Annotated in this window: 14 protein-coding genes; 1 reads left to right on the top strand and 13 read right to left on the bottom strand. The window is 51.5% G+C overall.

Annotation, left to right across the window (positions count from 1 at the left end):
* Positions 1 to 28: 28 nt before the first annotated feature.
* From nagB to DCW36_RS10500, 10 genes are all read right to left on the bottom strand, one after another.
* Positions 29 to 1954 carry a glucosamine-6-phosphate deaminase gene (nagB, locus tag DCW36_RS10545; protein WP_114778595.1) on the bottom strand — a complete coding sequence of 642 codons (1926 nt, stop codon included), beginning with the start codon at positions 1952 to 1954 and terminating at the stop codon, positions 29 to 31.
* Positions 1955 to 1966: 12 nt separating this feature from the next.
* Positions 1967 to 4468, bottom strand: a complete 2502-nt coding sequence (locus DCW36_RS10540) for a TonB-dependent receptor domain-containing protein (protein WP_114778594.1) — start codon at positions 4466 to 4468, stop codon at positions 1967 to 1969.
* A gap of 245 nt (positions 4469 to 4713) precedes the next feature.
* Entirely contained in the window at positions 4714 to 6342 is a 1629-nt protein-coding gene (locus DCW36_RS10535) for a family 43 glycosylhydrolase (RefSeq protein ID WP_114778593.1), read from the bottom strand.
* Positions 6343 to 6490: 148 nt separating this feature from the next.
* Entirely contained in the window at positions 6491 to 7690 is a 1200-nt protein-coding gene (locus DCW36_RS10530; protein ID WP_114778592.1) for an aldose epimerase family protein, read from the bottom strand.
* A gap of 109 nt (positions 7691 to 7799) precedes the next feature.
* Positions 7800 to 8957 (bottom strand): glycoside hydrolase 5 family protein, encoded by a 1158-nt coding sequence (locus DCW36_RS10525; RefSeq protein WP_114778591.1) that lies wholly within the window; start codon positions 8955 to 8957, stop codon positions 7800 to 7802.
* 378 nt (positions 8958 to 9335) lie between these two features.
* A complete protein-coding gene (locus DCW36_RS10520; RefSeq protein WP_114778613.1) occupies positions 9336 to 10757 on the bottom strand; it encodes a sialate O-acetylesterase in 1422 nt (473 codons plus the stop codon).
* Between the two features lie 152 nt (positions 10758 to 10909).
* Positions 10910 to 12178 carry a DUF1501 domain-containing protein gene (locus DCW36_RS10515; protein ID WP_114778590.1) on the bottom strand — a complete coding sequence of 423 codons (1269 nt, stop codon included), beginning with the start codon at positions 12176 to 12178 and terminating at the stop codon, positions 10910 to 10912.
* A gap of 45 nt (positions 12179 to 12223) precedes the next feature.
* Positions 12224 to 14209: a DUF1800 domain-containing protein gene (locus DCW36_RS10510; RefSeq protein ID WP_114778589.1), complete on the bottom strand. Its 1986-nt coding sequence runs from the start codon at positions 14207 to 14209 to the stop codon at positions 12224 to 12226.
* Positions 14210 to 14356: 147 nt separating this feature from the next.
* A complete protein-coding gene (locus DCW36_RS10505; RefSeq protein ID WP_114778588.1) occupies positions 14357 to 15463 on the bottom strand; it encodes a glycoside hydrolase family 43 protein in 1107 nt (368 codons plus the stop codon).
* 109 nt (positions 15464 to 15572) lie between these two features.
* On the bottom strand, positions 15573 to 17033 hold the full coding sequence (locus DCW36_RS10500; RefSeq protein ID WP_114778587.1) for a sulfatase: 1461 nt from the start codon (positions 17031 to 17033) through the stop codon (positions 15573 to 15575).
* A 457-nt stretch (positions 17034 to 17490) separates the two neighbouring features.
* On the opposite strand from DCW36_RS10500, the gene DCW36_RS10495 reads away from it, so the two are divergent.
* Positions 17491 to 21573: a hybrid sensor histidine kinase/response regulator transcription factor gene (locus tag DCW36_RS10495; protein WP_114778586.1), complete on the top strand. Its 4083-nt coding sequence runs from the start codon at positions 17491 to 17493 to the stop codon at positions 21571 to 21573.
* Positions 21574 to 21807: 234 nt separating this feature from the next.
* Here DCW36_RS10495 and DCW36_RS10490 read toward each other — a convergent pair whose 3' ends face one another.
* The 3 genes from DCW36_RS10490 to DCW36_RS10480 form a co-directional block, all read right to left on the bottom strand.
* Positions 21808 to 23415 (bottom strand): calcineurin-like phosphoesterase C-terminal domain-containing protein, encoded by a 1608-nt coding sequence (locus tag DCW36_RS10490; RefSeq protein WP_114778585.1) that lies wholly within the window; start codon positions 23413 to 23415, stop codon positions 21808 to 21810.
* Between the two features lie 428 nt (positions 23416 to 23843).
* Positions 23844 to 25313, bottom strand: coding sequence for a sulfatase (locus DCW36_RS10485; RefSeq protein WP_205702916.1), 1470 nt, complete (start codon positions 25311 to 25313; stop codon positions 23844 to 23846).
* Between the two features lie 43 nt (positions 25314 to 25356).
* Positions 25357 to 26928 carry a sulfatase family protein gene (locus DCW36_RS10480; protein WP_114778583.1) on the bottom strand — a complete coding sequence of 524 codons (1572 nt, stop codon included), beginning with the start codon at positions 26926 to 26928 and terminating at the stop codon, positions 25357 to 25359.
* Position 26929: the final 1 nt, after the last annotated feature.

The following is a 26929-nucleotide window of genomic DNA, read 5'->3' as shown; positions in this document are numbered from 1 at the left end:
TACGGCGGGCCTGGTCTTTGGAGCAGGCTTAAAATTTCCACCTGGCAAACGCCTCTATCGCCTCGTACTCTGCCAGCCCCAGCTGGTTGTAGGCTTTTGCCATCTCGCTGGTACGGTCCTCGGCCCTTACCCAGAATTCCCTGGCATCATCTCCCGGGAAAACAGGCTTGTCCTTTTGCGACTGATGTTTAAAAATGGCCTGCCGCTTTCTTTCCACTTCCTGCGGCGAAAGCGGAACGGCCATGTCTATCTCGTGCATCTCAAACTCATACCAGGCGCCACGGTAGAGCCACAACCAGCAGTCGTTTATCCAATCTTCTGTGCTCCTGAGCCGCTGCAGGGCCTCCAGCACAATATCAAAGCAAACCTTGTGCGTGCCATGCGGGTCGGCAAAATCGCCTGCGGCAAACACCTGGTGGGGCTTTACCCTATTGAGCATGTCCATGGTCTGCTGAATGTCATCTTCAAAATCAAGCACTTTCTGCGTTTTAGCCCGGTCGTAGAACGGCAGGTCCAGGAAGTGAATGCGCTCATCGGGCAAACCGGCAAACCGCGCAGCCGCTCTTGCCTCTCCCTTCCTGATAAGCCCTTTTACTACCTGAACAGCTTTGATATCGGCCTGGTTGGGCAGCTTAACCGCCAGTGCATCCCGCATAACAGTATACAGTTCCTCCTGCGCGGTAGTATCCTGTTGCTGGTGCCTGGCAAAATCGATGCTGAACTCCACATAGCGCAACGCTTCTTCGTCCCACACGGCTGTGTTTCCGGATGTCTGGTAGGCCACGTGCACTTCATGCCCCTGGTCGGCTAAGCGAATAAAGGTACCGCCCATGGAAATAGCGTCATCATCGGGGTGTGGCGAAAACAATAATACCCTCTTCTTTTCCGGCAGCGCCCGCTCGGGCCGCTGGCAATCCGATGCGTTTGGTTTTCCGCCGGGCCAGCCGGTTATGGTATGCTGCAGCTTGTTAAACACCTGGATGTTGATGTTATAAACTGGACCTTGTTCTGTAGCCAGTTGCGCCATGCCATGGTTGTTGTAGTCTTCTTCGGTCAGCTTCAGAATTGGTTTTCTAACTGTCCGGGCCAGCCAGATCACAGCTTTCTTTACAAGTAACGGCGTCCACTGGCAGTCTTTCACCAGCCAGGGTGTATCGAAGCGGGTTAACTCTGAGGCCGCATCCGCATCCAGTACAAAATCCACGTTGTCCGACAGCTGCAGGTACGTGGCAGGTACCTCCGAAGTAATTTTGCCTTCCACTGCCTTTTTGATAATGGCAGCTTTCTTCTTATGCCAGGCCATCAGGATAATTTCCCGTGCTTTGAAGATTGTACCTACACCCATTGTTATAGCCTTTGCAGGCACATTGGCCTTTCCGCCAAAATCCCTGGAGGCATCCCGGCGGGTGAGGTCATTTAAGGTAACCAGGCGCGTGCCGGAGTTGGGAGCAGAACCAGGTTCGTTAAACCCGACGTGCCCCGTCCGGCCTATACCCAGGATTTGCAGGTCCAGCCCTCCGAAGGAGCTTATTTTCTGCTCGTATTCCAGGCAAAAAGCTTCAATCGCTTCCGGTACCAGTGTACCGTCCGGAATATGCACGTTGGTTTTATCAATATCGATGTGGTTAAACAGGTGCTCGTTCATGAAAGCCACATAGCTTTGCTCTGCCTCAGGTTGCATCGGGTAGTATTCATCCAGGTTAAACGTAACAACGTTCCGGAAACTCAGTTCTTCCTCCCGGTGCAGCCGTACCAGTTCCGCATACACCTGGATGGGGGTAACGCCCGTGGCAAGCCCCAACACGGCTGTTTCGTTTTTTGCCTGTTTTGTTCGGATCAGAGCGGCAATCCTGGCAGCCACAGCCCGGCTAGCGGTTGCTGCATCTTCGTACACGAGTACGGGTACCTTCTCAAACCTTGTTTCCTCTAACAAATTCAGCCTGGTTACATTCATAAGCTGCGGCTTTTATTTTTCTGTGTCGTCATTTGTAATGGTCTTCTGCACTTTCGGCGCTTTCTCCTTGAATTCCATTTTATTGAATCGGTAAGTCAGGCTTACGCGATATATGCGGTTATACGAGTAGCGCAAATTCGTGCTGGTAAACAGATCGGCATTGGTAATGTGCCGGGTCTGGTTACTCCTGCTCAGGAAATTCTCTATCGTAAAGCCCAGGGAGGTAGTCTTACCCCAGAAGTCTTTACGTAAGGATATGTTGTAACGGGGCAACATCGTGCTTTTTCCTTGTGCTTGTATACGAGGAGAACTGAAAGCGGTAGAAAACTGGGAAACAAGTTCTTTTGGAAACCGGTAGGTGCCATTCAGCTGCACATTGTACACCAGCCCACTCCTGGAAGTATGCTCGTTCTGTTTAAGAGACGAATTATAGGTAATGCCGTTAATCTGGCTGTAGTAGAGGCCAAGGGTACTTCCAATATTGCCGTTTTTGTTGATACGGCCCGAAAGACTCAGCGAAGTCCCGATTGTGTTGCTCCGCCCTACATTCATGAACGTGGTGGTTATGGCATCGATGGAGTCGTGTGGGGCTACCCGGCTCGGGCGCCTGTCGAAGGTTCTGTAACTGCTGATGTCGTTATTTGCCAGGCGCCAGTAAGCGGTGGCTCTGAGCGTGACGGTTTTAATGAACCTGCTGTAGCTGAGGGTGGTGCTGTGAGATACCTCCGGTGATAAGTCGGGGTTGCCAACGCGTATGTTACGTTCGTTTGTATCGTCGAAAAACGGATTGAGGTAGTTTATCTGCGGGCGCAGGATGCGGGTAGAATAGCTCAGCCCAAGCCGCTGCTCTTTCCTGAGTTTCAGGCTCAGGCTCAGGTTTGGCATAAAATTGCTGTACGGCTTGCTCAGCGTGGCTCCGCTCGAAACAAAGTCTGCAAAAATGGAGGTGTACTCATAGCGCCCGCCTGTCCGGAGGGTATACTTCTTCTTTACGGTTAGGGTGTGTGAAAAATAAGCCGAGTATATATTCTGGGTGTAGTTAAAGATGTTGGTGCGCCTGGCATCCGCTGTAAGCGGCTCCTCCCACGACGAAGCCGAAGAAACCAGGTAATTGCTGGTAGCATCCCGGAGCACGGCTTTTACCCCGGTTTCAACCCGTCCTATCTTTTTAAACGGATGTTCATAATCGGCCTGCAACGACAATTCACCGTTTTCACTGTTATTATTATTCTGTTGGATAAGGTTGATTACACTTGCGGCATTTTCGCGGGTGGTTAAATTGTCAAGCCGGCGGGTAGTGCCGCTGTACATCATCATCAGGCTGAGCGCCTGGTTTTTCTTTTTAAAATTGCGGGTATAATCCAGGTTTAGATCAATGCTGCCGTTTGCACTTTCTTTGCCGGTTAAGCGGCGGTTCCGGTCGAGCTCCCTCCCGAAATCAGCTTCTTTCGAGGATGTTTCCACGCTCCTGTTTTCCTGGTCCGTATCAGATGCCGTGTTTGCCAGTTTCAGGGAGGCCCTGAGGCTGTTCTTATCGTTCAGGTCCAGTTCACCAACCAGGTGTCCGTTTAGCCTGGTGCCAGACTCTCCGAAGGTGTTGTCCTGGTTCACAATCCGGCCCCTGTTGTATACCTGCTCTACTTCATTTTTACCAAAATCGCTGTTACGGCTACCGTTCAGACTGCTGCGGAGGTTCAGTTTACCTTTGCGGGTGCTCAGGCTGAGGCTTGCACCTTGCGTACGGTTGCCTCCTGTAATACCGGCACTACCATTGTAGCCCTGCATCGTTTTATTTTTCTTTGTAACGATATTAATTACGCCTCCAATACCCTCAGCGTCGTATTTAGCAGAGGGCGAGGTAATAACTTCTACTTTTGCTATAATATCTGCCGGAATCTGCCGCAGGGCTTCTGCCATGTCGCCTGCCATAATGGAAGAAGGCTTTCCATCCATCAGCACCTTTATTTTCGTTGTCCCCAGCATCTCCAGGTTGCCGTCCGGGTCTACGGTTAAACCGGGCACATTGCCAAGCAGGTCTGCCGCTGTACCGCCTACAGCATTTACATCTTTTTCAGCGTTATACACATAGCCGTCGTCGGTGTCTTCCACCATTGGCCGTTCGGCCGTTACCACCACTTCCTGCAAAGCCAGGTCTGCTGCCAGTAACTCTATGCTGCCCAGGCTGACACTGTTGCCGGCATCGGGCACGGAAATAGCTTTTGTTTTGGAAACGTAACCAACATAACTCAGCAACAGGCTGTAGTCGCCCGGCGCTACATTGGTAAGCACAAACTTTCCGGCTATGTCGCAGGCTGCTCCTGTCAGCACCTGCCCTGCTTTGTCTTTTAGCGCAACAGTGACAAACGCGACAGGTTGCTTTGTTCCGGCATCAATAATAGTACCCCAAACAGACTTATTCCCATCTGCAAAACCATTTACAGAAAACAACAGAACAAAAGCAGCAATTAAAAGCAGCAGACGTTTCTGCCAGTTTTGGTGGATATTCTGACGCATGGATGTACAGGGAATTAACTTACTTTCAAAATGTTTACAGGCAACACCTCCCGGCAGTTCCGGCAGCAAAACCGGCAACCAACCGCTCAAAACTGTCCACTGCACCCGCCTCCACAGCCTCTGCTCCACAATAGTTTATGCAAACGCAGCAAAACTATAACAAACCGCTCTTTAAAGTTGGCTGCACCAGCCTCCACAGCCTCTGCTCCTCTCCTGCTGCTTAGACACCGGCAATTCTGTTTCGTTTAAATTTCAACAGGATTATAATTAATTTTAAACCAGTTAAAGGTGGCAGCGGTACTGGCAGGGCCTTTGGCGCTCAGGCCAACCCGCACCCCTCTGTCCCAGGGCGGCAGAAAAGAGCCATCGACCGGCGCTCCGTTGTTTAGTTCATTCCAGCTGTAACCATCTCCGCTCCAGGCAAATGTCAGCTTGTGCCCCTGCTGCACCGTTAGCTTAAACTGAAGTGTTTCCTGTGGCGGAGCTGCAACACGGGCTAGTTCGCTGGCTTCTTTTCGCTTCACCTGCCAGAGCACAATACTGTCGTTCTGCAAGGCTATACCGATGGCATTGTTAGGGTCGCCGAAGGCAGAAAGCCCGGCCCGGGTCCCCCTGGGCAGCGAGCGGCAGTCCAGTGCGGCAGTGGCGGTGTAGTCACCGGCTTTGGTACGCTGGCCAAGCATGGTGCCAATCTGCGCTGCAGAGGCTTTGAGCAACAGTTGCCCGTTGTTCGTATCGCTTATCGTATACACCGGCGCCTGCGTAACGGACCATTGCCAGCTTTTAGCTAAGGTCGGGCTGTTAAACTCATCCTGCACATCCAGCTGCACCACCGCTTGCTGCTGGTAAGGGGCCGGCGCTGTTACACTTGGAGCAGATTCTTCAAAATAAGGCCAGCCGTCTTCACGCCATAAAATCTGGTCCAGTAGCCCCTGGCGGCCCGGGTAAACAAAAGTGTTGGTGGTGTAAGCGTGGTACAGGAAAAAGTCGCGGCCCTGCTGGTCGGTTACAATGGAGCCATGCCCGGCGCACTTCCAGGCTTCGTTCTGCTGCATGATCGGGTTACCGGAAAACTTAACCCAGGGGCCGGTTAATTTTTTAGCCCGGGCAACTCCAACGCCATACGTACAGGCGCGGCCGCAGCATTTATCACCAGCATAAAAGGTGTAAAAATAGCCGTTGCGCCTGATAATGGCCGGACCTTCTACCAGGCCGCCTTCCCAGGTATCGGCATCGTTGCGGAACAACTCAAACTTTTTGCCCAGCAGGGCTGTGCGCTCCTCGTTCATGCGCTGGCCCCAGAGCGGCGTGGGCAGCTTCCGGCTGTTGCCATCCTCTTTCCAGACCAGGTACAAATCGCCGTTTTCATCCCGGATAGGAAAACCGTCGATAGCACCGGCCTCCTGGCAAACTATAGGCCCATGGTCTTTGTAAGGACCCGTTGCGCTGGTAGCACTGGCTACTCCCACGCACAGGCTGCCGCCTTTTTTGCGGGCGGTGTAGTAGATGTAGAACCTGCCGTTGTCGTACGAAATTTCCGGAGCCCAGAAATTTGACTCAGCCCAGTCCGGCAGATTTTCCGGGAAAACATGACCGACTGTTTCCCAGTCTACCAGGTTCCTGGAGTGGAGCAACGGAAACAGCGGCGCCCATTCCGATGATGTAGCAGTTGCCCAATATTCCTCTCCCACCCGCACCACCGAGGGGTCTGCATAATCGCCGGGTAACACGGGATTGTTGTAAATGGCAGATTCATCGCCCGCCATTTCGGACTTAACCTGCGCCGCAGTGCCCTGCTGGTCGGGTTTTTCCTTTAAACTACAGGAGGAAGCAAATAAACAGCTAAGGCTTAACAGTATCAGTAATCGTTTCATAAATGTTATTTTTTATCCAGCCTGCAAAACCTGCTTCGGTTTTACAGCGGTACAACTATTCTTATATAAGATCATCTGCCGTGCCCGCTATCCGGCTCCTTTACAACAAGTGATGTACCGGAGCAGGAAGGGCTGAAGACCAGGAAACTTACTTTTGCACAGCGAATTTATAGACAGTGCTGGTACGGTAGGTTTCACCGGGTTTTAACACAGTGGAGGGGAACGAAGGCTGGTTCGGCGAATCCGGGAAGTGCTGGGTTTCCAGGCAGAAGGCAGTCCGGTAATCATCTTTACTGCCGCCTTTAAAGGTATTTTTACCCTTCATAAAGTTGCCGCTGTAGAACTGCAGCCCCGGCTCCAGGGTGTACACATCCATCACAATACCGCTTTTATCGCCTGTCACGCTGGCAGCCCTGGTCATGCCCGTGCTTTTCTCCTTGTTCAGCACATAATTGTGGTCGTAGCCTTTGCCATTGGTGAGCTGCTCATTTTCCGTTTCAATACTGGCACCGATCGGAGTAGGTTTGCGAAAATCGAAGGGAGTGCCCGCCACCGGCGCAAGCTTACCAGTAGGAATCAGGGTGGCATCTACGGGCGTGTAGGTGTCGGCATTGATCTGCAGCCGGTGCCCCAGAATGTCGCCGCTGCCTTCGCCGTTCAGGTTAAAGTAGGCGTGGTTCGTCAGGTTCACCACCGTTGGCTTGTCGGTAGTTGCCTCGTAGTCCATCCGCAGTTCGTTCTCATCCGTCAGGGTGTAGGTAACTTTTACGTGCAGGTTCCCGGGAAATCCCTCTTCCATGTCTTTGGCCAGGTACTGAAACACAACAGAGCGGGCATCGGGTTGCTGCGCCTCCCACATAACTTTCTGAAACCCTTTTTTGCCACCGTGCAGCGTGTTTGCCCCGTTGTTCACCGACAAGGTATATTCTTTCCCGTCCAATGTAAATTTACCATTGGCGATTCTGTTGCCGTAGCGCCCGATGGTAGCCCCGAAGTAAGCGTCGGTGTTGCTGGCGTAAGCGGCCACGCCGGACATACCGGCCACTACATCCGTCATTTTCCCGTTTTTATCCGGCACCTGCAAGCTTACTAACCGGCCGCCGTAATCGGTGAAGGTAGCCTGTGTGTTGTGCTTGTTGGTGAGGGTGTATAAGTACGCCTCTGTTCCATTTTTAAGCTTGCCGAATGGAAGCCTTTTTACTGCTGCTGCACCTTCAGCCGCAGTGGCTGCAGCATGTTCGCTCTTACCCTTTTCAGCTTTTGTCTCACAGCTTTGCAACAAGCCGGTTGCGCCTAAACCCAAGCATGCGGTAAAGAGCAGCAGGAATAATGTATGTTTTTTGGTCATGATGATATGAAAGTTTTAAAACAGCAAAACGAGTATTCCGGACCTGTCCGCCAGGCAACCTGGCAGGTCCCGGCATTATTAACTGCGGCCAGGGCGAGGCTACAAATGCTTAGTTCACTTTTGCCTTCTTGCCGGCAGCACTTCGGTTCTGGTCCTGGGCGGTGAGTTGTTTTATCAGATTTACTTCCTCCTGCCGGTAAGGCTGCCCGTTGGCACGCAGGATATCATGAAACCAGAGCTTAGGCTCACTGGCATAAGCGCTCGACCAGGAATCCCAGGGATAAATAGTATTTGATTTTCCGGCCACAAAGCCCCAGTTAAAGGCCGCCACTTTGTATTTTTTGGCAACAGGCATGGAGCCTTGAAAGGTGCTGTTATTTCCCCTGGACATATACTCGGTGCACAACAGCGGCCTGTTGTAGGGCAGCAGCCATTTCACCCGCTTCTCAAACTCTTCGGCGCCGTCATAATTGTGGAAAGAGATTACATCCGAGTTTTCGAGTTGTACTTTTTCCATGGCGCCCAGTTTCTCCCAGGATGACCAGTCGCCGCGCCAGATACCCGAGGTAAGGGGCTGGGTAGGCTGCGCTGCTCTGGCCCAGTCAAAAACCTGCGGCAGGAGTTTCAGTACCAGGTCCACTTTGTTTTTGGGTTCAAACTTGCCGTAGCTCGAGTCGTTTGTGTTATCCGGCTCATTCCAGACATCCCACGCCAGAATGCGGTCATCATTTTTAAAATGGCCCACAATGTCCTTTACATAGCGTTCGAGCACCGGGTACCGCGTAGGGTCCAGCAGTATTTCTGCTCCCGGACTCTGCACCCACCCGGAGTTGTGCAAGCCCTGGATGGGAGCCCGCTGCTTGCCTAACCGCGGAAAAGGATCCCAGCAGGAGTCGAACAACACAAACATGGGTTTGATGTTATGCCTGGCACAGATATCCAGGAACTGGTCCATGCGCTTCTTAAAGCCTGCTGCATCCTGCACCCAAAGCTGGTCCTGCAGGTACACCCGCATGGTGTTGAAGCCCAGTTGCGCAGCCCAGCCCAGTTCCATATCAATTGTTTTGGGGTCGAAGGTTTCTGCCTGCCACATTTCCAGCTGGTTAATGGCATTTTGTGGCAGGTAGTTGCACCCCGCCAGCCAGGGCTGCTTCGCATACCAGGCATTTGCTTTTTGAACGGTCCAGCGTTGCTGTGCCTGCAAGGCAGGCCCGAACAGAAGTGTGAACAGCAGCAGCGGCACCAGGATTTTAACGTGTTTTTTCATGGCAGATAACGAACAGTAGTGGTTTAGTTTGGTTTCCGGGGCAGGTGGACAGGCCAGGCAATATTTCTTTTCCTGTTAGCGGCCTCACCGTTCCGGCTGATTTTACTGCAGGCAATATTACATTTTGCTACTTACTCCGCGTGTCACATTTGTAGGAAAAGCTAGCAGGATTGTAGCCAGGAGGAGCAGTGGCTGTGGTGGCAGGAGCAGAACACTTTTTCACGACCGGAATAGTACACCTGCTGCCATGCCGGCGCCTGTTCCTGCCGGTGGAACAGCAAAAAAACCCTTGCCGCAGGCGTTTTCTGATAACGGCCCGCAACAAGGGAAAATCAACACGTAAGGCTTTGGCAGAACAGCTTCCGCTGCTGCTGTTTCTTATTTATCCGTTCTGAAAGAAGAAGCCGGCAGACCAGCTTTGTTATACAGGTTGGCGCCTTCGGGGTTATTGGCCCAGGCATACCTCACGGAAACGGGGTCTGGAACAGAGGCATGCCACACAATTACTTTATCGCCTTCGATCCTGGCGTTGGCCCACACGTACTTTTTATCGGGGCCTGCAATGGCAAATTGTTTCAGGTCGCCACCACCTTTAGCCACCAAACCTCCTCCTATATGATCAAAAGAGAGCACCAACCTGTTCTGCTCTGCCTTCACCGACTTTAAAGTCGGCCCGGAATAAACGACTTTACTGTCGCCGTAGGCCACTTTCCGGGCGGCTAACGCTAAGCGGAGCCCAACATCTTTTTTGTTTTTAGGATGAATATCCTTTGCTTCTCCTATGTCATGTATCACGGCCATGGCAGTATTAGGCAAGGCAAGTGTCATGGCCTGCGCTTCCCGTAGTTCAGCCCAGTCGCTTTCGGCAGGCATATCAGGTGCTTTCTGGAAATTTGCCAGCTGCACATACAGAAACGGGAAATCACCCTGCCCCCATTTTTCACGCCATTCTTTGATTAGTGCCGGGAACAGTTGCCTGTACTCCCTGCCTTTCTTTGCATTCGCTTCGCCCTGGTACCAGATTACGCCCTTTATACCATAAGGTATCAGCGGCGAAACCATTCCGTTGAACAGTACTGTTGGTTTGCGCCTTTCCTGCATGCTTGTCAGTTGTTCCCCTTCTGCGGGCTCGTCGGTATGTTGCAAATAATGCGGGAAATCCTGCAGGGTGCTGGCACTAACCCATGCTTCAGCGGGAGTTCCTCCGTAAGAGGTATGCAGCAAGCCAATCGGCACTTTATATTTACTGTAAAGCTCCCTGGCAAAAAAGTACCCTACAGCTGTAAAGCCCGACACATTTTCCGGGTTTGCCTGTTTCCATCCGCCGGATTTCACATCAACTGCCGGTTCGTACCGGACGGCAGGTTCTACCTTAAAATGCCTGATCTGGGGGTTAGCCGATGAAGCAATTTCAGCGCTGTATTTTTCCTTTACCTTGTCCAGGGTAAACTGCATGTTCGACTGGCCCGAACAGATCCACACATCCCCAATCAGAATATCCTCGATAACGATGGTGTTGTTACCTTTCACGGTCATGACAAACGGACCACCTGCTTTTGTTGCATCAACAGATACCTGCCACTTTTTATCGGTTCCGGTTTGTGCGTTGTACGTTTTTCCGTTGAAGCTAACGCTCACTTTCTCGCCCGGTTCCGCCCAGCCCCATACCGGAATGGGCCTGTCCCGCTGCAGTACCATGCTGTTGCTGATAAACCGTGGCAGCTTAACATCTGCCAGAGCCGCTGATGCGCAAAAAAGGATTACCAACAAAAAGCGTACGCTGAGAACTATTGAATTCATGATTTTGAAGAGTTGTAAAGGCTTGAATAAATATAAAGTTTTTGGGGAGCGGCCACGCAAAAGCGGCCACTCGTCAGAAGAGCGTAAGTGCGGTACCGAACAGCATTTTGCCATTCAGAACACAAACCTGGTGCAGCTGTTTTTATGCCGGTTTACACGCGTCCCATCACGCCGATGCCATTCCCTTTCCAATCCGGGAACAACACGTTTGCCTGCTCGATCTGCAGGTGCCGGCCGGCTACTTCGCTGAATACACTTCTGAAATCGGTGGTAACAGGTAAGTCGCGGCCATCTTCCAGGTTTTCGATGGCAAGGGTAGGCACCTGTCCGTGCACCAGGCCGCCATGTACATCGTTGCCCAGGACAAACATGCAGGAGCCGCGGCCATGGTCGGTGCCGTTGCTGCCGTTCTGCTTTACGGTGCGCCCGAACTCGGTCATGGTCATCAGCGTCACCTCATCCTGGTAGGCTTCCAGGTCGGTCCAGAAGGCCAGCACGCTCTGGCTCAGGTCGGTTACATTGCGGGCAAAAGTACCTTGTGCCGTTCCCTGGTTGTAGTGCGTATCCCAGCCTCCTGTTTCGGCAAATGCTACTTCCAGCCCCACATCCATCTTTATCAGCTGTGCAATCTGCTTGAGCGAGTTCCCCAGCGGGCTGTTGGGGTAACGGGCATTGTTGGCGGGTTTATAATTCTTTACATCCGTTTTCTGCAGCATCTTAAGCGCCTCAAAACTCTCCTTTCCGGTCCTGTTGAGCAGCGTGGAAGAGGTCTGGTCGTAGAGGTCCTCGAAGCTGTTTGCGGCGGCATTTGCTGCCCTGGCATTCCCCCGCATCTGTATCGCAAACTCCTGCAGGTTACTGATAGCCACGGCAGGATGGTCGCCATAAAAAGATTTGGGAAGCGAAGATGTCAGGCTCACCGCCTGAAACGGCGTGGCAGCTTCGTGCCCCAGCAACCCTACTGCCCGGTTCAGCCAGCCACTGCTGGTGCCTTTGCGGAAAGGCGTGCCGGCTTCCATATAATCCTGGGCATCGAAGTGGGAGCGGGTTTTATTCGGGGAGCCTACCCCATGCACAATGGCCAGTCGTTTTTCGCGGAACAGGGGTGCAAAGGCTTCCATGGCAGGATGCAGCCCGAACCGACCGTCCAGGTCAATCAAGGGATTTGCAGCACTTCGGGCAGCCGACATAAACAGGCCGGGACGCGCCTTCTGCAGGTATTCGTCTGTAAAAGGCGTTACCGCCATCAGGCCATCCATGGCGCCGCGCTGAAAAATGGTAACCAGCACCTTGTTTTTCTTGTAAGGCGACAGAATTTTACTGCTGCCGGCAGCCTGCGCCAGGAAGTTGGGTACTCCCCCGAGTCCGGCCGCAAACAGTGCCAGCGCCCCTGATTTAAGAAATCCCCTTCTGCTTGTCATAAGTTCCTTGATTAAAGGTAGATTGTTACTTTATAAACCCTGCGCTTATCTCCGCTGAAATTCCGGCGAGCCAATGATAATGCCCACCACCTGCGCCAGCATCATGTCCTGCCCGTTCGAGGCCTGCTCCTGCCTGGCGGCGGTCTTTTTCCGGGCTTGTCTTTCTTTTCCTTTCCGGTTCATGAGCATAACTTCTTCTTCTTCCATCAGCTGATCTTCCTGGTCCGGGGCTAATTTACTGGCTGCATTATTTACTTTGGTGCTGTATTCCGGGTCGTTGACAAGCGGCGTCAGCCGTTGCACCGTTTCGTCCAGGTTGCGCTCGGGCAGCAGGTAATTGCTGTAGATCCGGAGCGCATGTTCCGCACTTTCCGGTTCGCGGTTCTGGTGCAGGGCCGCCAGGTCCAGTTGCACCCCGGGTATGCGCCGCGATACCAGCGCCAGCCCAAAGTTCATGCGGGAGAGTAATGAGCCGGTATTAATCCAGAACTGCCCTTTATCGGGGAAGCCGGTGGGGGCCTGGTAGGCATACATTTTTTCACCCATTTTCGCTATCCAGAATGCTAACGGTGCCGGATTGGTTACCTCTGCATTCAGACTGCGCACCGAACTTATTGCCAGCTCAAACGGCGACTTTGTTTTTTCGCGCAAGGCTTCTTTGCTCCAGAATTCCGGCGACGAAACCATGGTAAGAAGCACCTGCCTGATGTCGCCATCTGTTTTGGTAAAGGTTTTGGCCATCTTATCGATCAAACTCTTTGACGGGTTATCGCTCACAAAACGAACCGCTAACTTGGAAGAAATAAAACGGGCAGTTGCCGGGTGCTTTGCCAGCATGTTAATCAGCTTTACCCCTTCTTCATAGCCCCCGCCTGCCGGAAAGCGTGTTCCCATTACTACTTTCTCTCCTTTATCGTGCCGGTTGGCAGCAAACAGGAAATCGCCTTCACGCACAAAGCCCTGCCTGGCAAAATAAGCACTGTTGCCGTTGCTGTTCGCCGCCTGCTCCTTCCTGTTGATCGTGTTGCCGTTTAAACCGGGGAAGATAGTCCAGCCGGTCAGGACGCGGGCGGCCTGGGTGACATCCTGCTGGGTATAGCCGCCATCTACGCCCAGGGTATGCAGCTCCATAATCTCCCGGGCATAATTCTCGTTTAGTCCCTGCTCTTTTCTGGCTTTCTGCACCCTTTCCATCACCTGCTTCTGCTGCACAGGGCTAAGGCCTGGCTGCTGCCGCCTTAACTGCTGGCGCATGCGTTGCTCCCGCCTTTCCTGTTCAGCAGACGAGGCATCGGTGGGAGCAGCACTCATAAAATTATCGAGGTAGGTAAGCATAGCCGGCGACTGGGCCGTTGCCAGCAGGATTGTTTCAAAATTGCCGAGCGCATTGGGCCTGATCACGTCGCGTTCGTAGGTAACTATAAAACGGGCGCAGTCGTTATCGCTGAGCGACACATTAAAGTGGTTGAACCAGAAACTGGTAAGTACCTCCTGCAGCTGGTTCTGCGAATACGTGGCCCGCAGTATTTTCTGGTTTTGCAGCTCCCGGTTCAGTTCATTCTGCAGCTTGTAGTTGTTCTGCAGCATGTAGGCCTGAAGCGCCTTCCGGTATTCTGCCCTGTTTTCTTTTTCTTTTTTTACAGCATCTTTCGCTATGGCTCCGTCACGGATCGCCATTTTCAGGAGTTGCCCGCCTTTGGGATAGGTGCGGGCAATCTGCTCGTTCGTCATCCGGAGGGAGTTGTAACCTGCCAGCAGTTGTTCTACCCGGTCCTCCGGCTGGTTAGCGGCCAGCTGTTGCGCAAACCAGTTTTCGAGTCCCATTTTCACCACCTCGTCTACCTGCCCGGGCTTTGCCCCGTAGGTAAAGCGGCTTAACAGGTGCGCTGCCGCCTGCCGTTCTGTAAGTCCTTCTTTCTTGTAAGGGAAAGCTTTTTTAACATAGCTAGTGGCGTTTTTAAACGAAACGAGCAACATACCACTCAGGAGCAGCACCAGCACGACAACGGGATAGGCAGACTTGTTTTTCATTTGCTGACAAAGGTAAAGTTGGGAATAAGGACCTGGCACCCTCCTCCGGGTGCCGCAACTGCAGGTTTTGGTTGCCGCTGCAACACCGAAGCCTGTACTACCCTGTTAGAGCGAAAAACAGCCCGAAGGTTAAATGGAACCGGAAAATTATTTCTTCCGCAGTTTTTTTCCGTTGTTGTTCTCTGATGGTGCCTCCATAGCCACTCCTGCTGTTACCGGTGTACCGAAAACAGGTTCGCCCTGCTTGTCCCAGGTAAACTTTTGTATCCTGATGTCCCTTTCCCAGCCAGGCTGGGTAGATACTTTGGCATGGTACACAATCCAGTCTTCGGTGCCGTCGGGGGAGGTAGTGAAGCTGGCATGCCCCACCCCATATACCGTATCGGTGCCCTGGAACACGGGTCCTTTTTTAACCCAGTTTGCAGGTTCCAAGGGGTTTAAGGTCGTATCCTGCAACATCAGCTGTCCCAGCCTGTACTCTTTCAGCCACGACTCGCGGCAGGAGTAAATAATAAAAGCTTTTCCGTTTTTGCGCAGCAGCTGCGGCCCTTCATTCAGGTCCAGGGGCCCTCCGGTTTCCCAACTTTCTTCAGGCGATGAAATCTTAACCCGGTTGCTGCTGATAGTCCAGGGGTTGCGCATGGCGGCGATGTACAAGTGCTGTTTGGTTTTATCGGTAGCTGCGTTCTTTTCCCAGCCGGACCATACGGCATACAGCTTTCCGTTCAGTTGCACAGGGGTTAAATCGATTGCCCAGACAGGCGCTGCGGAAGCATGCCCGATACTGTCGCCGGTATAGAGCATCCCCTTGTCGCGGTAAGGCCCGAAAGCATCATCGGAAACAGATTCCAGCACACCGGACCGCTGATGAATAAAGGGTTTTCCTTCTGCTTTGGCTGCCGCATAGTAGATATACCATTTGCCATCCAGGAAATGAAGTTCAGGCGCCCAGACGCTTGCCATGTTCCAGCCTGTTTCCGGTTTTTTCCAGACCACTTTCCGTTCGCCCAGGTCGGTAAGCTTGTCGGACCTGGACACCCAGATGCCCCCCTTCCCGGAGCCGCAGGCGTAGTAGTAGCCGTCTTTCCTGACCACCCACGGGTCGGCTCCCTTGCCAATTGGGTTGGTAAAATACCCTGCACCTGCACCCGTTTTTTCAGTTGTTTGTGTTGCGCTGTTTTGTACAGCAACGGTAGTACAGCCCCAGCCAAAGGCACAACAGGCTACCAGGAAAACAGTTTTTTTAATATTCATCCGGTCAAAATATGCTAAACTATATCACGCCATGCACAAGACTTGCCCATGAAAGGTTAAAAGCATTTGCTGCACCAGCCACCACAGCCACTGCTCATCGGGTAAGGGGTCAGGTAGCAGGCTGCTCCGCGTTCACCTCGGTTTTCCACTTGTTGAGCAACTGCTGGAGTTCTTTTACTTTGTCAGGCATTTTTGCTGCCAGGTTATGTTTTTCTGCTGCGTCTGTTTTCAGGTTATAAAGCTCCACCCTGTTATCGGCATAAAACTGGATCAGCTTAAAGTCGCCTTTACGAACTGCGCTGGACATGCGGTCTTTCCAGTTTCCGGTTTCGGCAGGATAGTGCCAGTATAACACATCACGGCTGAGGTCCTCCCCTTTGGTGATAAAAGGAGCAAGACTAACACCATCCAGCTGGTGCCCCACCGGTGGGGCAGCGTTGGCAAGTTCCAGGAAGGTCGGATAAAAATCGATACTGCTAACCGGAACCGCTGTCTCACTTCCAGCCTTAATTTTGCCTGGCATACGCATGATGAGCGGCTCCCTGATTCCTCCTTCATACAACCAGGTTTTGTGCATCCTGAAATCCCCGTTATTGCCTACATTGTTCGCACCACCGTTATCAGAGAAGAAAACCAGCAACGTGTTTTCTGCCAGCCCGTTTTTCTCCAGCTCCAGCATAATGTTTCCTACGCCTGTATCAATCCGTTCCAGCATGGCAGCCAGGTAAGGGTTATCGGCGTGCTTCGACTGGTGTTTTTTATTTTTTGGACCATCAAACAGTTTGTCGGCCTGGCCTTTTCCGTATTTGGCATCAAACTTTTGCTTGTACTTTGCTACCAGGTCCTCGGGCGCTTCCAGTTTGGTGTGTACACTGTAGTAAGAAAGGTACAGGAAAAACGGCTTGTTTTTATTCCGCCGGATAAATTCCATTCCCTCCTCGCTTTGCCGGTCAGTCAGGTATTCATCCTGCTTTCCGCTCGTAAATGTGCTTATTTTGTCATAGGGATAAAAGTAATCGCCATCGGCAATGTACTTGGTTTCGGTACCGATCACTTCATTAAAGCCATGCTTATCGGGGCCGCCTTTGTTTTCCTTGAAATCGGTATCCAGGTGCCACTTGCCTACCAACCCCGTATGATACCCGGCTGCCCCCAACGCTTCGTTAACGGTTATGTACTTCGCAGGGTCCAGCAGTCTACTGGTATGCGGGGCCAGGAAATCGGTAATACCAACACGGGCCGGATACTGGCCTGTTACAAAGCTGGCGCGCGTTGGCGAACAAACCGGCGCTGCCGCATAGGCACTTGTAAACTTTATACCTTGCGAAGCCAGTTTATCCAGGTTAGGCGTTTCGTTGAAGCTGTTCCCATAACAGCCTAACTCCCCCCATCCCAGGTCATCGGCCAGGATAAAAACAATGTTGGGCTGCTGCTGTTGCTGCTGTTGCTGCTGCTTCTCCGGAACCCCTGCAGCAGTCGCTGTAACAGAAGATGTTCCTGCTAATTTGTTCTGGCATGCCGGTACCTGCAGACAAGCGACGGCCAGAACATACAAAAGTGATTTTTTCATGTAGATAAAGTAAATATGCGCATGGCGGAATGTCCTGCCTGCTTAAAACCTAAGCTAAGGATACCGGGCAGCTGCCTTAACAGTGCGCCCGATAGCAGGAACAATATTACGCAGGTTCAGAAAAACAAACTATCACTTTTGTGGCTTACACTGGCAAAAATGTAGCAGCAGGCCGCTTTCCTGTTGCTGCACTACCAGTATCGCCCGAAACGCCTCCGGCAGAGTTTAAAAATCCTGCAAGGGTACTAAACTTAAGCATGTTATTAATGGACGTTATGCTCCCACTTTACGCTTATCCTGAACTCAAAAGCAGGGGCGCCAGGCTAACTGTTAATTAACATTAGTAAGCATTTTTTTCAACAATTTTTAAAAAACATCTTACCTTTACTTCTGCTTGCAAATTAGCCGTAATCAGCCCTAACTGCTATTGCCAGACAGTAGAATAAATTTTCCGCCTATGTTACCAACTAAAAAACTGTTTGCGTTTACGCTTATGCTGTTTCTGGCTGCCTTTTTTTCAGAAGCAGTCGCCAAAGACAGGATCCATTTCCGGAATTACACCGTTACCGACGGGTTAAGCTCCAATACCGTATGGGCTATTTCGCAGGACGAGCAGGGATATATGTGGTTTGGCACAAAAGACGGGTTGAGCCGGTTCGACGGCTACCAGTTCAAGTCTTTTAAATTCGACAAGAAAAACCCGGTTTCCATTGGCAACAACTTTATCAGGAAGATCTTTAAGTACGATGACAAAACGTATTGGGTAGGTACCGAAGAGGGTATTTACCTGCTGGATCTTGAAAAAGAATCTTTCCGGTATTTTGAAAAACTGGGGCCTCAGTTGGTGTTTGACATTATCCGGGATAAGCGCGGGAATTTATGGATTGCTACCGGCAGCAAAGGCTTGTTCCAGTATAATCCGAAGACAGAAGCGCTCCGGAATTTTGTTCACCGCCCCAATAACCCCCAATCCATCTCCATGAACCTCGTCCGCAACCTGACAGAGGACAACGACGGGAATATCTGGATTGCAACCGTGCGCGGCCTCGATGTGCTGGACCCCGTTAAAATGACTTTCAGACATTATTATGCTTCGCAGGAGCCTGGCAGTATTTCGCACAGCAACATTATTGAGTTGTACAAAGACCTAAGCGGCAATATCTGGGTGGGCACCCTTACCGGGGGGTTAAATTTGTACAATAAAAGCACAGACACATTTAAACAATACCTGAAGTCTGACAACAATTCTATTAACGATAACATTGTCCGGTCTATTTACCAACCCAACCCAAACAAGTTATACATTGGAACAGAGAAAGGCTTAAATATCCTGGATATTCCTACACAAACTTTTACGCATCACACAAACAAGAATAACGATCCCTTCAGTATCAGCGACGATGCCATTTACACTATTTTTGAAGACAAAGAAGGCGGTATCTGGCTCGGTACCTATTTTGGAGGTGTAAATTATTTTCACGGAAAAGACACCAACATCGAGTTATACTACCCTACCGGCGAACAACGGGCTTTATCAGGCAATGCCGTAAGTACTTTTTTAGAGGATGATGCCGGCAAAGTTTGGGTAGGAACCGAAGACGGCGGGCTCAACTTATTTGATGTACACTCCAAAACATTTAAGCAGTATCCTTTTGAGCCCTGGCAGGAGAACCTGTCTTACCACAACATCCATACGCTTTACAAAGACAAAAGCGGCAACATCTGGATCGGCACTTTTTCGGGCGGTTTAAATATTTACAACCCCAAAACAGGAAAAATAAAACGGTACCTCTCTAACCAGGACGATCCTACGACGATCAGCAACAACACCGTTTATACAATTAACGAAGACCGGAAAGGTAGAATCTGGGTCGGAACGGTTGCCGGTGTTTCGATCTACAACCCGGAGAAAGACAACTTTACCCGTATCAACGATCATAACCTGACAAGGGCCTGTATTTACGATATTTACGAAGATGACCGTGGCGTGATCTGGTTTGCCACCTACAACTTCGGGCTGATTGCCCATGACCAAAAAACAAACAAATGGCGGCAGTACTCCAAATCTGCCGACCCGAATTCGATCAGTACAAACAAGGTTATTTCCATTTTCTGCGATAAATCCGGGAACTTGTGGCTGGGAACAGAAGGCGGCGGTTTAAACTTTTTCGATCGCAGCAAAAACACCTTCAAGGTAATTGATGAACAATACGGCATCTCCAGTTCTATTGTATATGGAGTGCTGGAAGACCCTAAAGGACAGCTCTGGCTGTCGACCAATAATGGGATCTATAAGTTTGATCCTAAAACCTACCAGAGCAAACGGTACGGAAAATTTGACAAGCTCCAGAGCCGCCAGTTTAACTTTAAAGCTTACCTGAAGGCATCGGACGGAAACTTTTATTTTGGCGGCATCAATGGCTTTAACGTGTTTAAACCGGACAGCTTAAAAAGCATTAACTCCAAAAACGCAATCGCTCTTACCAACCTGCAGCTCTTTAACAAAGATGTTACCATCAGCAGCGAGAAAAGCCCTTTAAATAAGCTTCTCCATTATTCCAGGCACCTCACCCTTTCGCACGACCAGTCGGTTGTCAGTTTCGAATATGCCGCGCTTAGCTTTATATCGCCTCAAAAAACAAGCTATGCTTTTAAGATGGAAGGCTTTGACAAAGACTGGAACTATGTAGAGGACCAGCGCAAAGCAACCTACACAAACTTACCCGCAGGCGAATACACTTTCCGGGTAAAAGCCACCAACAACGACGGCACCTGGAACAAGCAGGCTGCCTCCATGAAAATAACGATTCTCCCGCCATTTTATAAAACCACCGTTGCCTATCTTTTCTACCTGGCACTTGCTGTCTTTGTTTTTGTTCTGGCCAGAAGAGCTGCCATACGCAATGTGAAGCGGAAAAATAAGATCCGCCTGGAAAGGCTGAAAAACAAAGAAGAAAAAGAGTTCTACAAGCAGAAGATGGACTTCTTCATCACCATGGCCCACGAAGTCCGGACGCCTTTGACCCTGATTACAGCACCGCTGGAAGACCTTATCGCCTCGGGCAAAGGTGGCCCCGAGGTGCAGGAGCAGCTCCGGGTAATGGACGATAACTCCAACCGTTTGCTCACGCTTGTAAACCAACTGCTCGATTTCAGGAGAATCGAAAGTAAAATTTATACCATTAACCTGGAGCAAATGGAGCTCGTGTCGATGGTACAGGCCTTGTATTCCAGGTTCTCGCCTATCGCCCAGAAGCAGGACATCCGGTTCTCGATGAACACGCACATAAACCGGTTCATTGTAGAAACAGACCCGGAGGCGCTTACCAAAATACTGAGCAACCTGCTGAGCAATGCCTTTAAGTTTACCCGCACCAGCGTTAAACTAAGCATTAATGCACCTGTTAACAACGAAAATGGCCGGCAGTTCTTCTCTATCAGCATCGAAGACGACGGCATCGGCATTCCGAAAGAGCAGCTCGACAGCATTTTCAAAAAGTTCTTTAAAATTACCTCCGGCAAGCACCACTACAGCAACCTGGGCGGTACCGGTATCGGGCTTGCACTGGCAAAGTCTTTATCCATAAAGCATGGCGGCGACCTGTTGGTGGAAAGCGAAGAAGGAGTAAAAACTACTTTCACGGTGCTGCTTCCGTTTAAGGAGTGCGACCAACCGGCAGCAATGCCCGAGCCGGTGGCTTTAGCTGCAGATGAAGACAATACCCCTGAACCAGATGCTGCAGCGGAAAACAGCGGAAAAACTACCATCCTGCTGGTGGAGGATGACGAGTCGTTGCGCGATTATATCTCTAAAGGCCTCGAAGGCGAAAACTACCGTTGCGTTACTGCCCAAAACGGGTTGGAAGCCCTGGAGTGCCTGGATAAGGACGAGGTTGACCTGATTATCTCTGATTTAATGATGCCTGAGATGGACGGCATTACATTGTGCCAGCAGGTGAAGAGCAACATTGCGTTCAGCCATCTTCCGTTTGTGTTGCTAACGGCACAATCTAATTCCGATGCAGAGATAGAGGGGATAGAAAGTGGTGCAGACTTTTACATTACCAAACCGTTTAAATGGCGCCACCTGAAGGTGGTAATCAAAAATCAGCTGGAGGCAAGGGCAACCCTGAAGCTAAAGTTCTCGCAGCAGCCGTTTGCCGACACCACCACCCTCACCACCAACACCCGCGACAATGCCTTCCTGAAAAAGATCGTGGAAACGATAGAAGAACGCATCACCGATCCGAAGCTGTCGGTAGAGGAGCTGAGCCGCGAAATGGCCATGAGCCGTTCGTCGCTGCACAAGAAGCTGAAGTCGCTCACGGGCCAGGTGCCAAACGAATTTATCCGCCTGGTAAGGCTCAAGCACGCAGCCAAGCTGCTGTTACAGAACGAGTACAACATTTCGGAAGTAGGCTACATGGTGGGCTTCAACTCCCACTCCTACTTCTCCAAGTGCTTTGTGCAACAGTTCAAAATTACACCAAGCGAATTCACCGAAAAGCACCTGCAGGAACTGGAGTCGACACAGGGATAGCGGGAGTTATACAAACAGCAAAGGCAGCGCTATGAAACGCTGCCTTTTTTGTTCTGCACCTGCCACCACTGCCTCTCCTGCTATGCAAATCATACCAGAAAGTATTTACTCAGTTCCACAAAACTATTCCTCCTTTGTCATCCCGGTAGGGGATCAATAGGGCCCCTACCCCAAACTGCAGTCAAGCTAGCTACTGGTGGTCATGTAATGGAAGGTCCTTTTTACTATTTGGTATCAATCTGTCTTGAGAGCCTGCTCCGGGAGCGGCTTCGACTTCTCTATCCGGTAGCTGATTTTGTCGGTAAAGGTTCTGCCGAACATGTCTTTTACCTTTACTTCAATCACATGCACGCCGGGCTCCAGGTTAGACGGGATAGAGGCGCGCCAGAGGTGGGTGCTGTTGCGGGCATTGCTGGGCCGGCGTACCGGTCCCGGGAACAGCTCTTCGGTGGTATCCCACTCATTTAGTTTGTTTAAAAACATCGGGTCAAAATCCGGGTAAAAAGCCATTCGCTTCCAGGGACCATCGTCTACGCGGTACTCCAGGATATCTTTTTCGCTGCCCATAAAGAAGTTGGCATACAGACTGGCAGTGGTGCTCTTCAGTTGGGGAACCACTTTAGGCGCATAGAGGGCCATGCGGTAGTCACGCGGCTTGGTGGTTACTTTGTAGTCTATCACGTACTGATTGCCGGTGATGGTGAGGAAGGCGTAGCCTTTGGGTGTGCCGTCGGGCATGGTAGCTTCCGGTGTGCCATTTGCATCCAGTTTGCCCGAGTACCAGTTACCGGAGGTGGTGCCGGCATTGTACTCGTGGTGCGGCCTGTCCTGCAGCCAGCCGTCTTCTTTTGTAAAGAAGTCCTGTTTCTGAATATGGGTGTGTGCCGAAAGCGACAGCGTGTGCGGGTAATCTTTCAGTAGTTCGAACAGCCGATTCAGGTCCTTCTGCCGGAAACCGGGCTTGAGCGGAATATGGAACGCCAGCACCACCAACCGGTCTTTGGGCACATGCTTCAGGTCGTTTTCGATAAAGTCCAGCTGGTCTTTCCGGAAGCCGGCCCAGTACTTGCTCTTGCCACGCGGGTCGGGGTACAGGATATCGTCCAGCACGATAAAGTGGGCTTTGCCATAGTTAAAGGCATAGTTGGCAGGGCCGAAATGGGCTTCGTAGGTTTCGTCGGAAAGCGAGTCGGCTTTTACATCGAAGTTCATGTCGTGGTTGCCCATCAGGTTGTACCACGGAATGCCCACTTTCTTCACCGCCTCGATGTAGGGGTTAAACAGGGCCAGGTCGTTGCCCACCAGGTCGCCCAGGCTCAGCCCGAAAACCACATTCTTTACTCCTTCTACTTCCGACACCACACCCCGGGCAAAGAAATCTACTTCCTCTTTGCTATAGGGCTGTGGATCGCCGAAAACAAGTGTTGTAAAGGCATCGGTCTCAGGGGAAGGCGATAAGGCAAAGTTTACCGATTTGGGAAGCGGACCGGTAGGCGCTACACCTTTATACTCAAGACCAGCAGGTGAACCACCCGGTTTATAAATGTAGTAAAACCGGGGCAGGTTATTGGCATCTGTCGGGGTTTTGTAGCCCGACGGTTTGATAACAGCAATAATATTGTCTTTACCGATTGGCAACGTGTACTTTCCCTTTTTATCGGTCAGCACCACCTCCAGCCCGTTGGTTACGGCTACCTGGGCTATTCCTTTTTCGCGGCCATCCATTTTACCGTTCCGGTTGGCGTCTTCAAACACATAGCCCTGTACCTTCGACTGCGCCTGCACCGACAGTGCCAGCAGCAGGCTGCCAGCCAGTAACGTAATTTTCTTTTGATTTATCATGGTTGAAATGGTTAATACTACCTGAAGCGCTCCAGGCATGCAGCAGAGACTGTGGTAACAGCTGCAGTTAATTATTCATGAGATATTTAGTAGTCTACTATTGCTTTTCCGGATGTTTTCATCCGGAAAATAACTGTTGGGGATCTCCAGATCCCCGTAGACCAATAGGAGCAGGAAGAGGACATGGATAGAGATTTCTGCTGGTTCACGGGGATCTGGAGATCCCCAACAGTTGACTTTCGGATGAAAACATCCGAAAGAGCCTTGGAGCCTTGTCAACGTATGTGCAACGGGGACACGGATGTCCCCCGGCAGAAAGCTTCCGGACGAGGACGTCCGGAAGAGCAATTGGGCAACTGGAGCAACTGGGAGCAACTGATTCCTGAAGCGCTACAGGCTTGCAGCAGAGGCTGTGGTGGCAGGTGCAGTTAGTTTTTCAGGGTATATCCTGTTGCTCCAACAGAGGTGCGCCAGCCGGACAGTTCTGCCTGTAGTTCTTTCACCTTCTCCGGGTACTGCTTTGCAAGATCGTTTTCTTCGCCGATATCCTCCTTCAGGTTATACAGCTGCACTTCGTTTTTATCGAAAAACTCGATCAGTTTCCAGTCGCCGTTGCGGATGCTGCCGCCGGACCTGCCCCCCAGGAAGTGGGGCTCGTCGAGCGGGTAGTGCCAGTAGAAACTGCGTTTTGGTAAAGTAGCCGAAGGTTCCGTCAGCACGCGGGCAAAGGATATGCCATCGAGCTGCTGCCCCTTGTGTTCTGCTCCTATGGTTTCTTCGAATGTCGGGTAAAAATCGAAATTGACTACGGGCTCGTTCACCACGGCTCCTTTGGCAAAACGGGAAGGATACCAGACAAGGAGCGGCTCCCGCACACCGCCTTCGTAAAGGGTGCTTTTACCGGCTCGCAGTGGTGCGTTGGTGGTAACATTGGTTTCGCCGCCGTTGTCGCTGGTAAATACGATGATGGTATTTTCGTCCAGCCCCAGGCTTTTGAGCTTCTCCATGATCATGCCCACCCCTTCGTCGATGGAGTAGAGCTGGGCGGCCAGGTGCGGGTTGTTCTTGGGTGCGCGGTAATCGGCCGGAAACTTTTTGTAAGGGTCATTCTGAGCATTTTCCCTGGATGGTTCGCTGGTACCGGCTCCGGCCTTATTCCGGAAGCGATCCACCAGCTCCGGCTTGCCGTGCAGCTGCGTATGCACCCCGTAATGGCTCAGGTACAGGAAGAAAGGCTTGTCCTTGTTCCGCTCGATAAACTCCACGGCCTCCACATTCTGCCGGTCGGTCAGGTATTCCTTCTCGTCGGGTAGCTTCTTTTCTATTTCGCGGTTGAAGTGGTACGGGTGGAAATAAGTGCCGTTGGCAATACCCCGGTTCTCGCTTACGATTACTTCATCAAAGCCATGCTTATCGGGCAGGGTTTCTTCGGGAGCATTGTGGTTGAGGTAACCGGAGAGGTGCCATTTGCCTACAATCCCGGTCCTGTAGCCATGCTGCTGCAGCATTTCGGCCATGGTAACATAAGCGGTATCCAGGTGACCGGCCGCATCCGGGCGCAGGTAATCGGTGATGCCAATGCGGGCGGGGTACTGGCCGGTCATCAGGGCGGCTCTGAACGGAGAACATACCGGTGCGGCAGCATACGCATTGGTGAAACGCACTCCTTCTGAAGCAAGCTTGTCGAGGTTCGGCGTTTCGTTAAAGGTGTTGCCATAAGCGCCCAGTTCCGAGTAGCCCAGGTCGTCGGCCAGGATAAAGATGATGTTGGGCTTACGGGCCTCCACCGCCTGCTGCTCCTGCTGCGACGTGGTAGATGAAGAACAGGACGTAGCCACAGCCGCCATAACAAGGGCTGCGCAAAGTTTCTTTAGCTGGTTATGCAAAATGTATCTCATGTTACAGTAACTTGGTTTTTAAACTGATATTTCCGGTCAGAAGTCAATGCCCGTCCCTTGCAGGAATCTCGCCTTTCATATACCGCTCGTAAAAGTTGCGGACTTTCGGGTTCATATTTTTGTATGCATCAAAAACAGCACCCTGCCCAAACATGCGGGGGTCCTGCTGCGCTTTCAGTTCCTGCTCCAGGATTGCTTTTAAGGCTGCTTTCGTTTTTGCATGCGCCAGCTCTCCTGCCACATTCTTCATCGAAAAAGGGTCTTTCTCCAGTTGATAGAGCTCTTCCGCTCCTCTTTTACCGAAGGAAGCAGCCCATAAATACTGTTGTGCCGGAGAATCCCGGGTAGCTAACACCGCTGTTTTGGTGGGGCTGCTGTCGGTGTCGAGGTAGCCGGTTTCGGGGTTGCCGCTGGGCCAGCGGTCGGGTTCGTAGTTGATGGAGTAAATGTAGTTGTCTTTCACAATGGCCCGTACCGGGTAGCCCCAGTCGTGCGGACGCCCGATATCCGTTCGTTCCCGGCCCAGCAACACATAGTTCCTGCTCTTATCTACCTGCCCTTCCTTAGCGGAGGTAAAAATGGGAAGCAGCGATTTTCCCTGCACGGGCTGCATGCCCCCCTGCTCCGGACTTACGCCTGCAGCTTCCAGAAAGGTAGGCGCAAAATCGATGAAGCTCACGTAATCTTCTATTTTTCTGCCGGTGCTTTTTATGCCATTCTTCCACATAACAGCCAGCGGCAGGTGGTTGGCTGCTTCGTACACGTGCCCCTTCACCCGCGGGAAAGGCATGCCGTTATCGGAAGTTACTACAATGATGGTGTTTTCCAGCTCGCCCCGCTTTTCGAGTATCGCCAGCATTTTACCCAGCTGCGCATCAAAGTATTCCACTTCGTAGCCATAGTCGAGCATATCGTTTCGTACCTCTTTGGTGTCGGGCCAGTAATCGGGCACCTTGTCGATGTCGGATAACTTCTTTTTCCCCTGTTCCACACCCGAGCCATATTTGTAGCCCCGGTGCGGCTCGTGCGAACCATACCAGAAACAGAAAGGCTCTTCTTTGGCTTTCCCGTCCAGGAACTTTTCAAAATTGGCAGCATAGTCTATGTTGGAGATACCGCCGGTAGGTGGCTTGGTTCTGGCAGCATTAAAAGCAGGTCCTGTTACTTCGCGCCGTTTGCCGTTTACCTCCCCCGGGTTACCGGGTCCCCAGCCTTTTCCGGTAAAACCAACCTGGTACCCGTTCTTGTCCAGCTCTTCCATAAAGGTGATGAATTTTGCAGGAAAAAAAGACCAGTGGTTGGCGGCTTCCTCCAGTTGCCAGGGGTTACGGCCCGTTAAAATACAGGCCCTGGAAGGAGAGCATTTGGCATTGGGTGTATAAGCGTTGGTAAACAGCAGGCCCTCTTTCGCCACCCGGTCGAAGGCAGGGGTTTTCACCCAGGTATTGCCATAAGCACTCATGTGCGCCAGAGAGGCATCATCTGCAACACAAAACAGGATGTTGGGCCTTTTGCTTTTCGTGCTTGCCTGCTTTTCCGGCAGGGGTTCCTGCCAGGCTAAAAGCGTTGTGAGCAACAGCAGAAAGGAAGTGTATTTAAATAAATATGTCGTCATA

The organism is Botryobacter ruber, from assembly GCF_003347595.2.
GTDB classification, from domain to species: Bacteria; Bacteroidota; Bacteroidia; order Cytophagales; family Hymenobacteraceae; genus Pontibacter; species Pontibacter ruber_A.
Note: the sequence above shows the minus strand (reverse complement) of the source record. Positions and strands in the feature narration are given on the sequence as shown.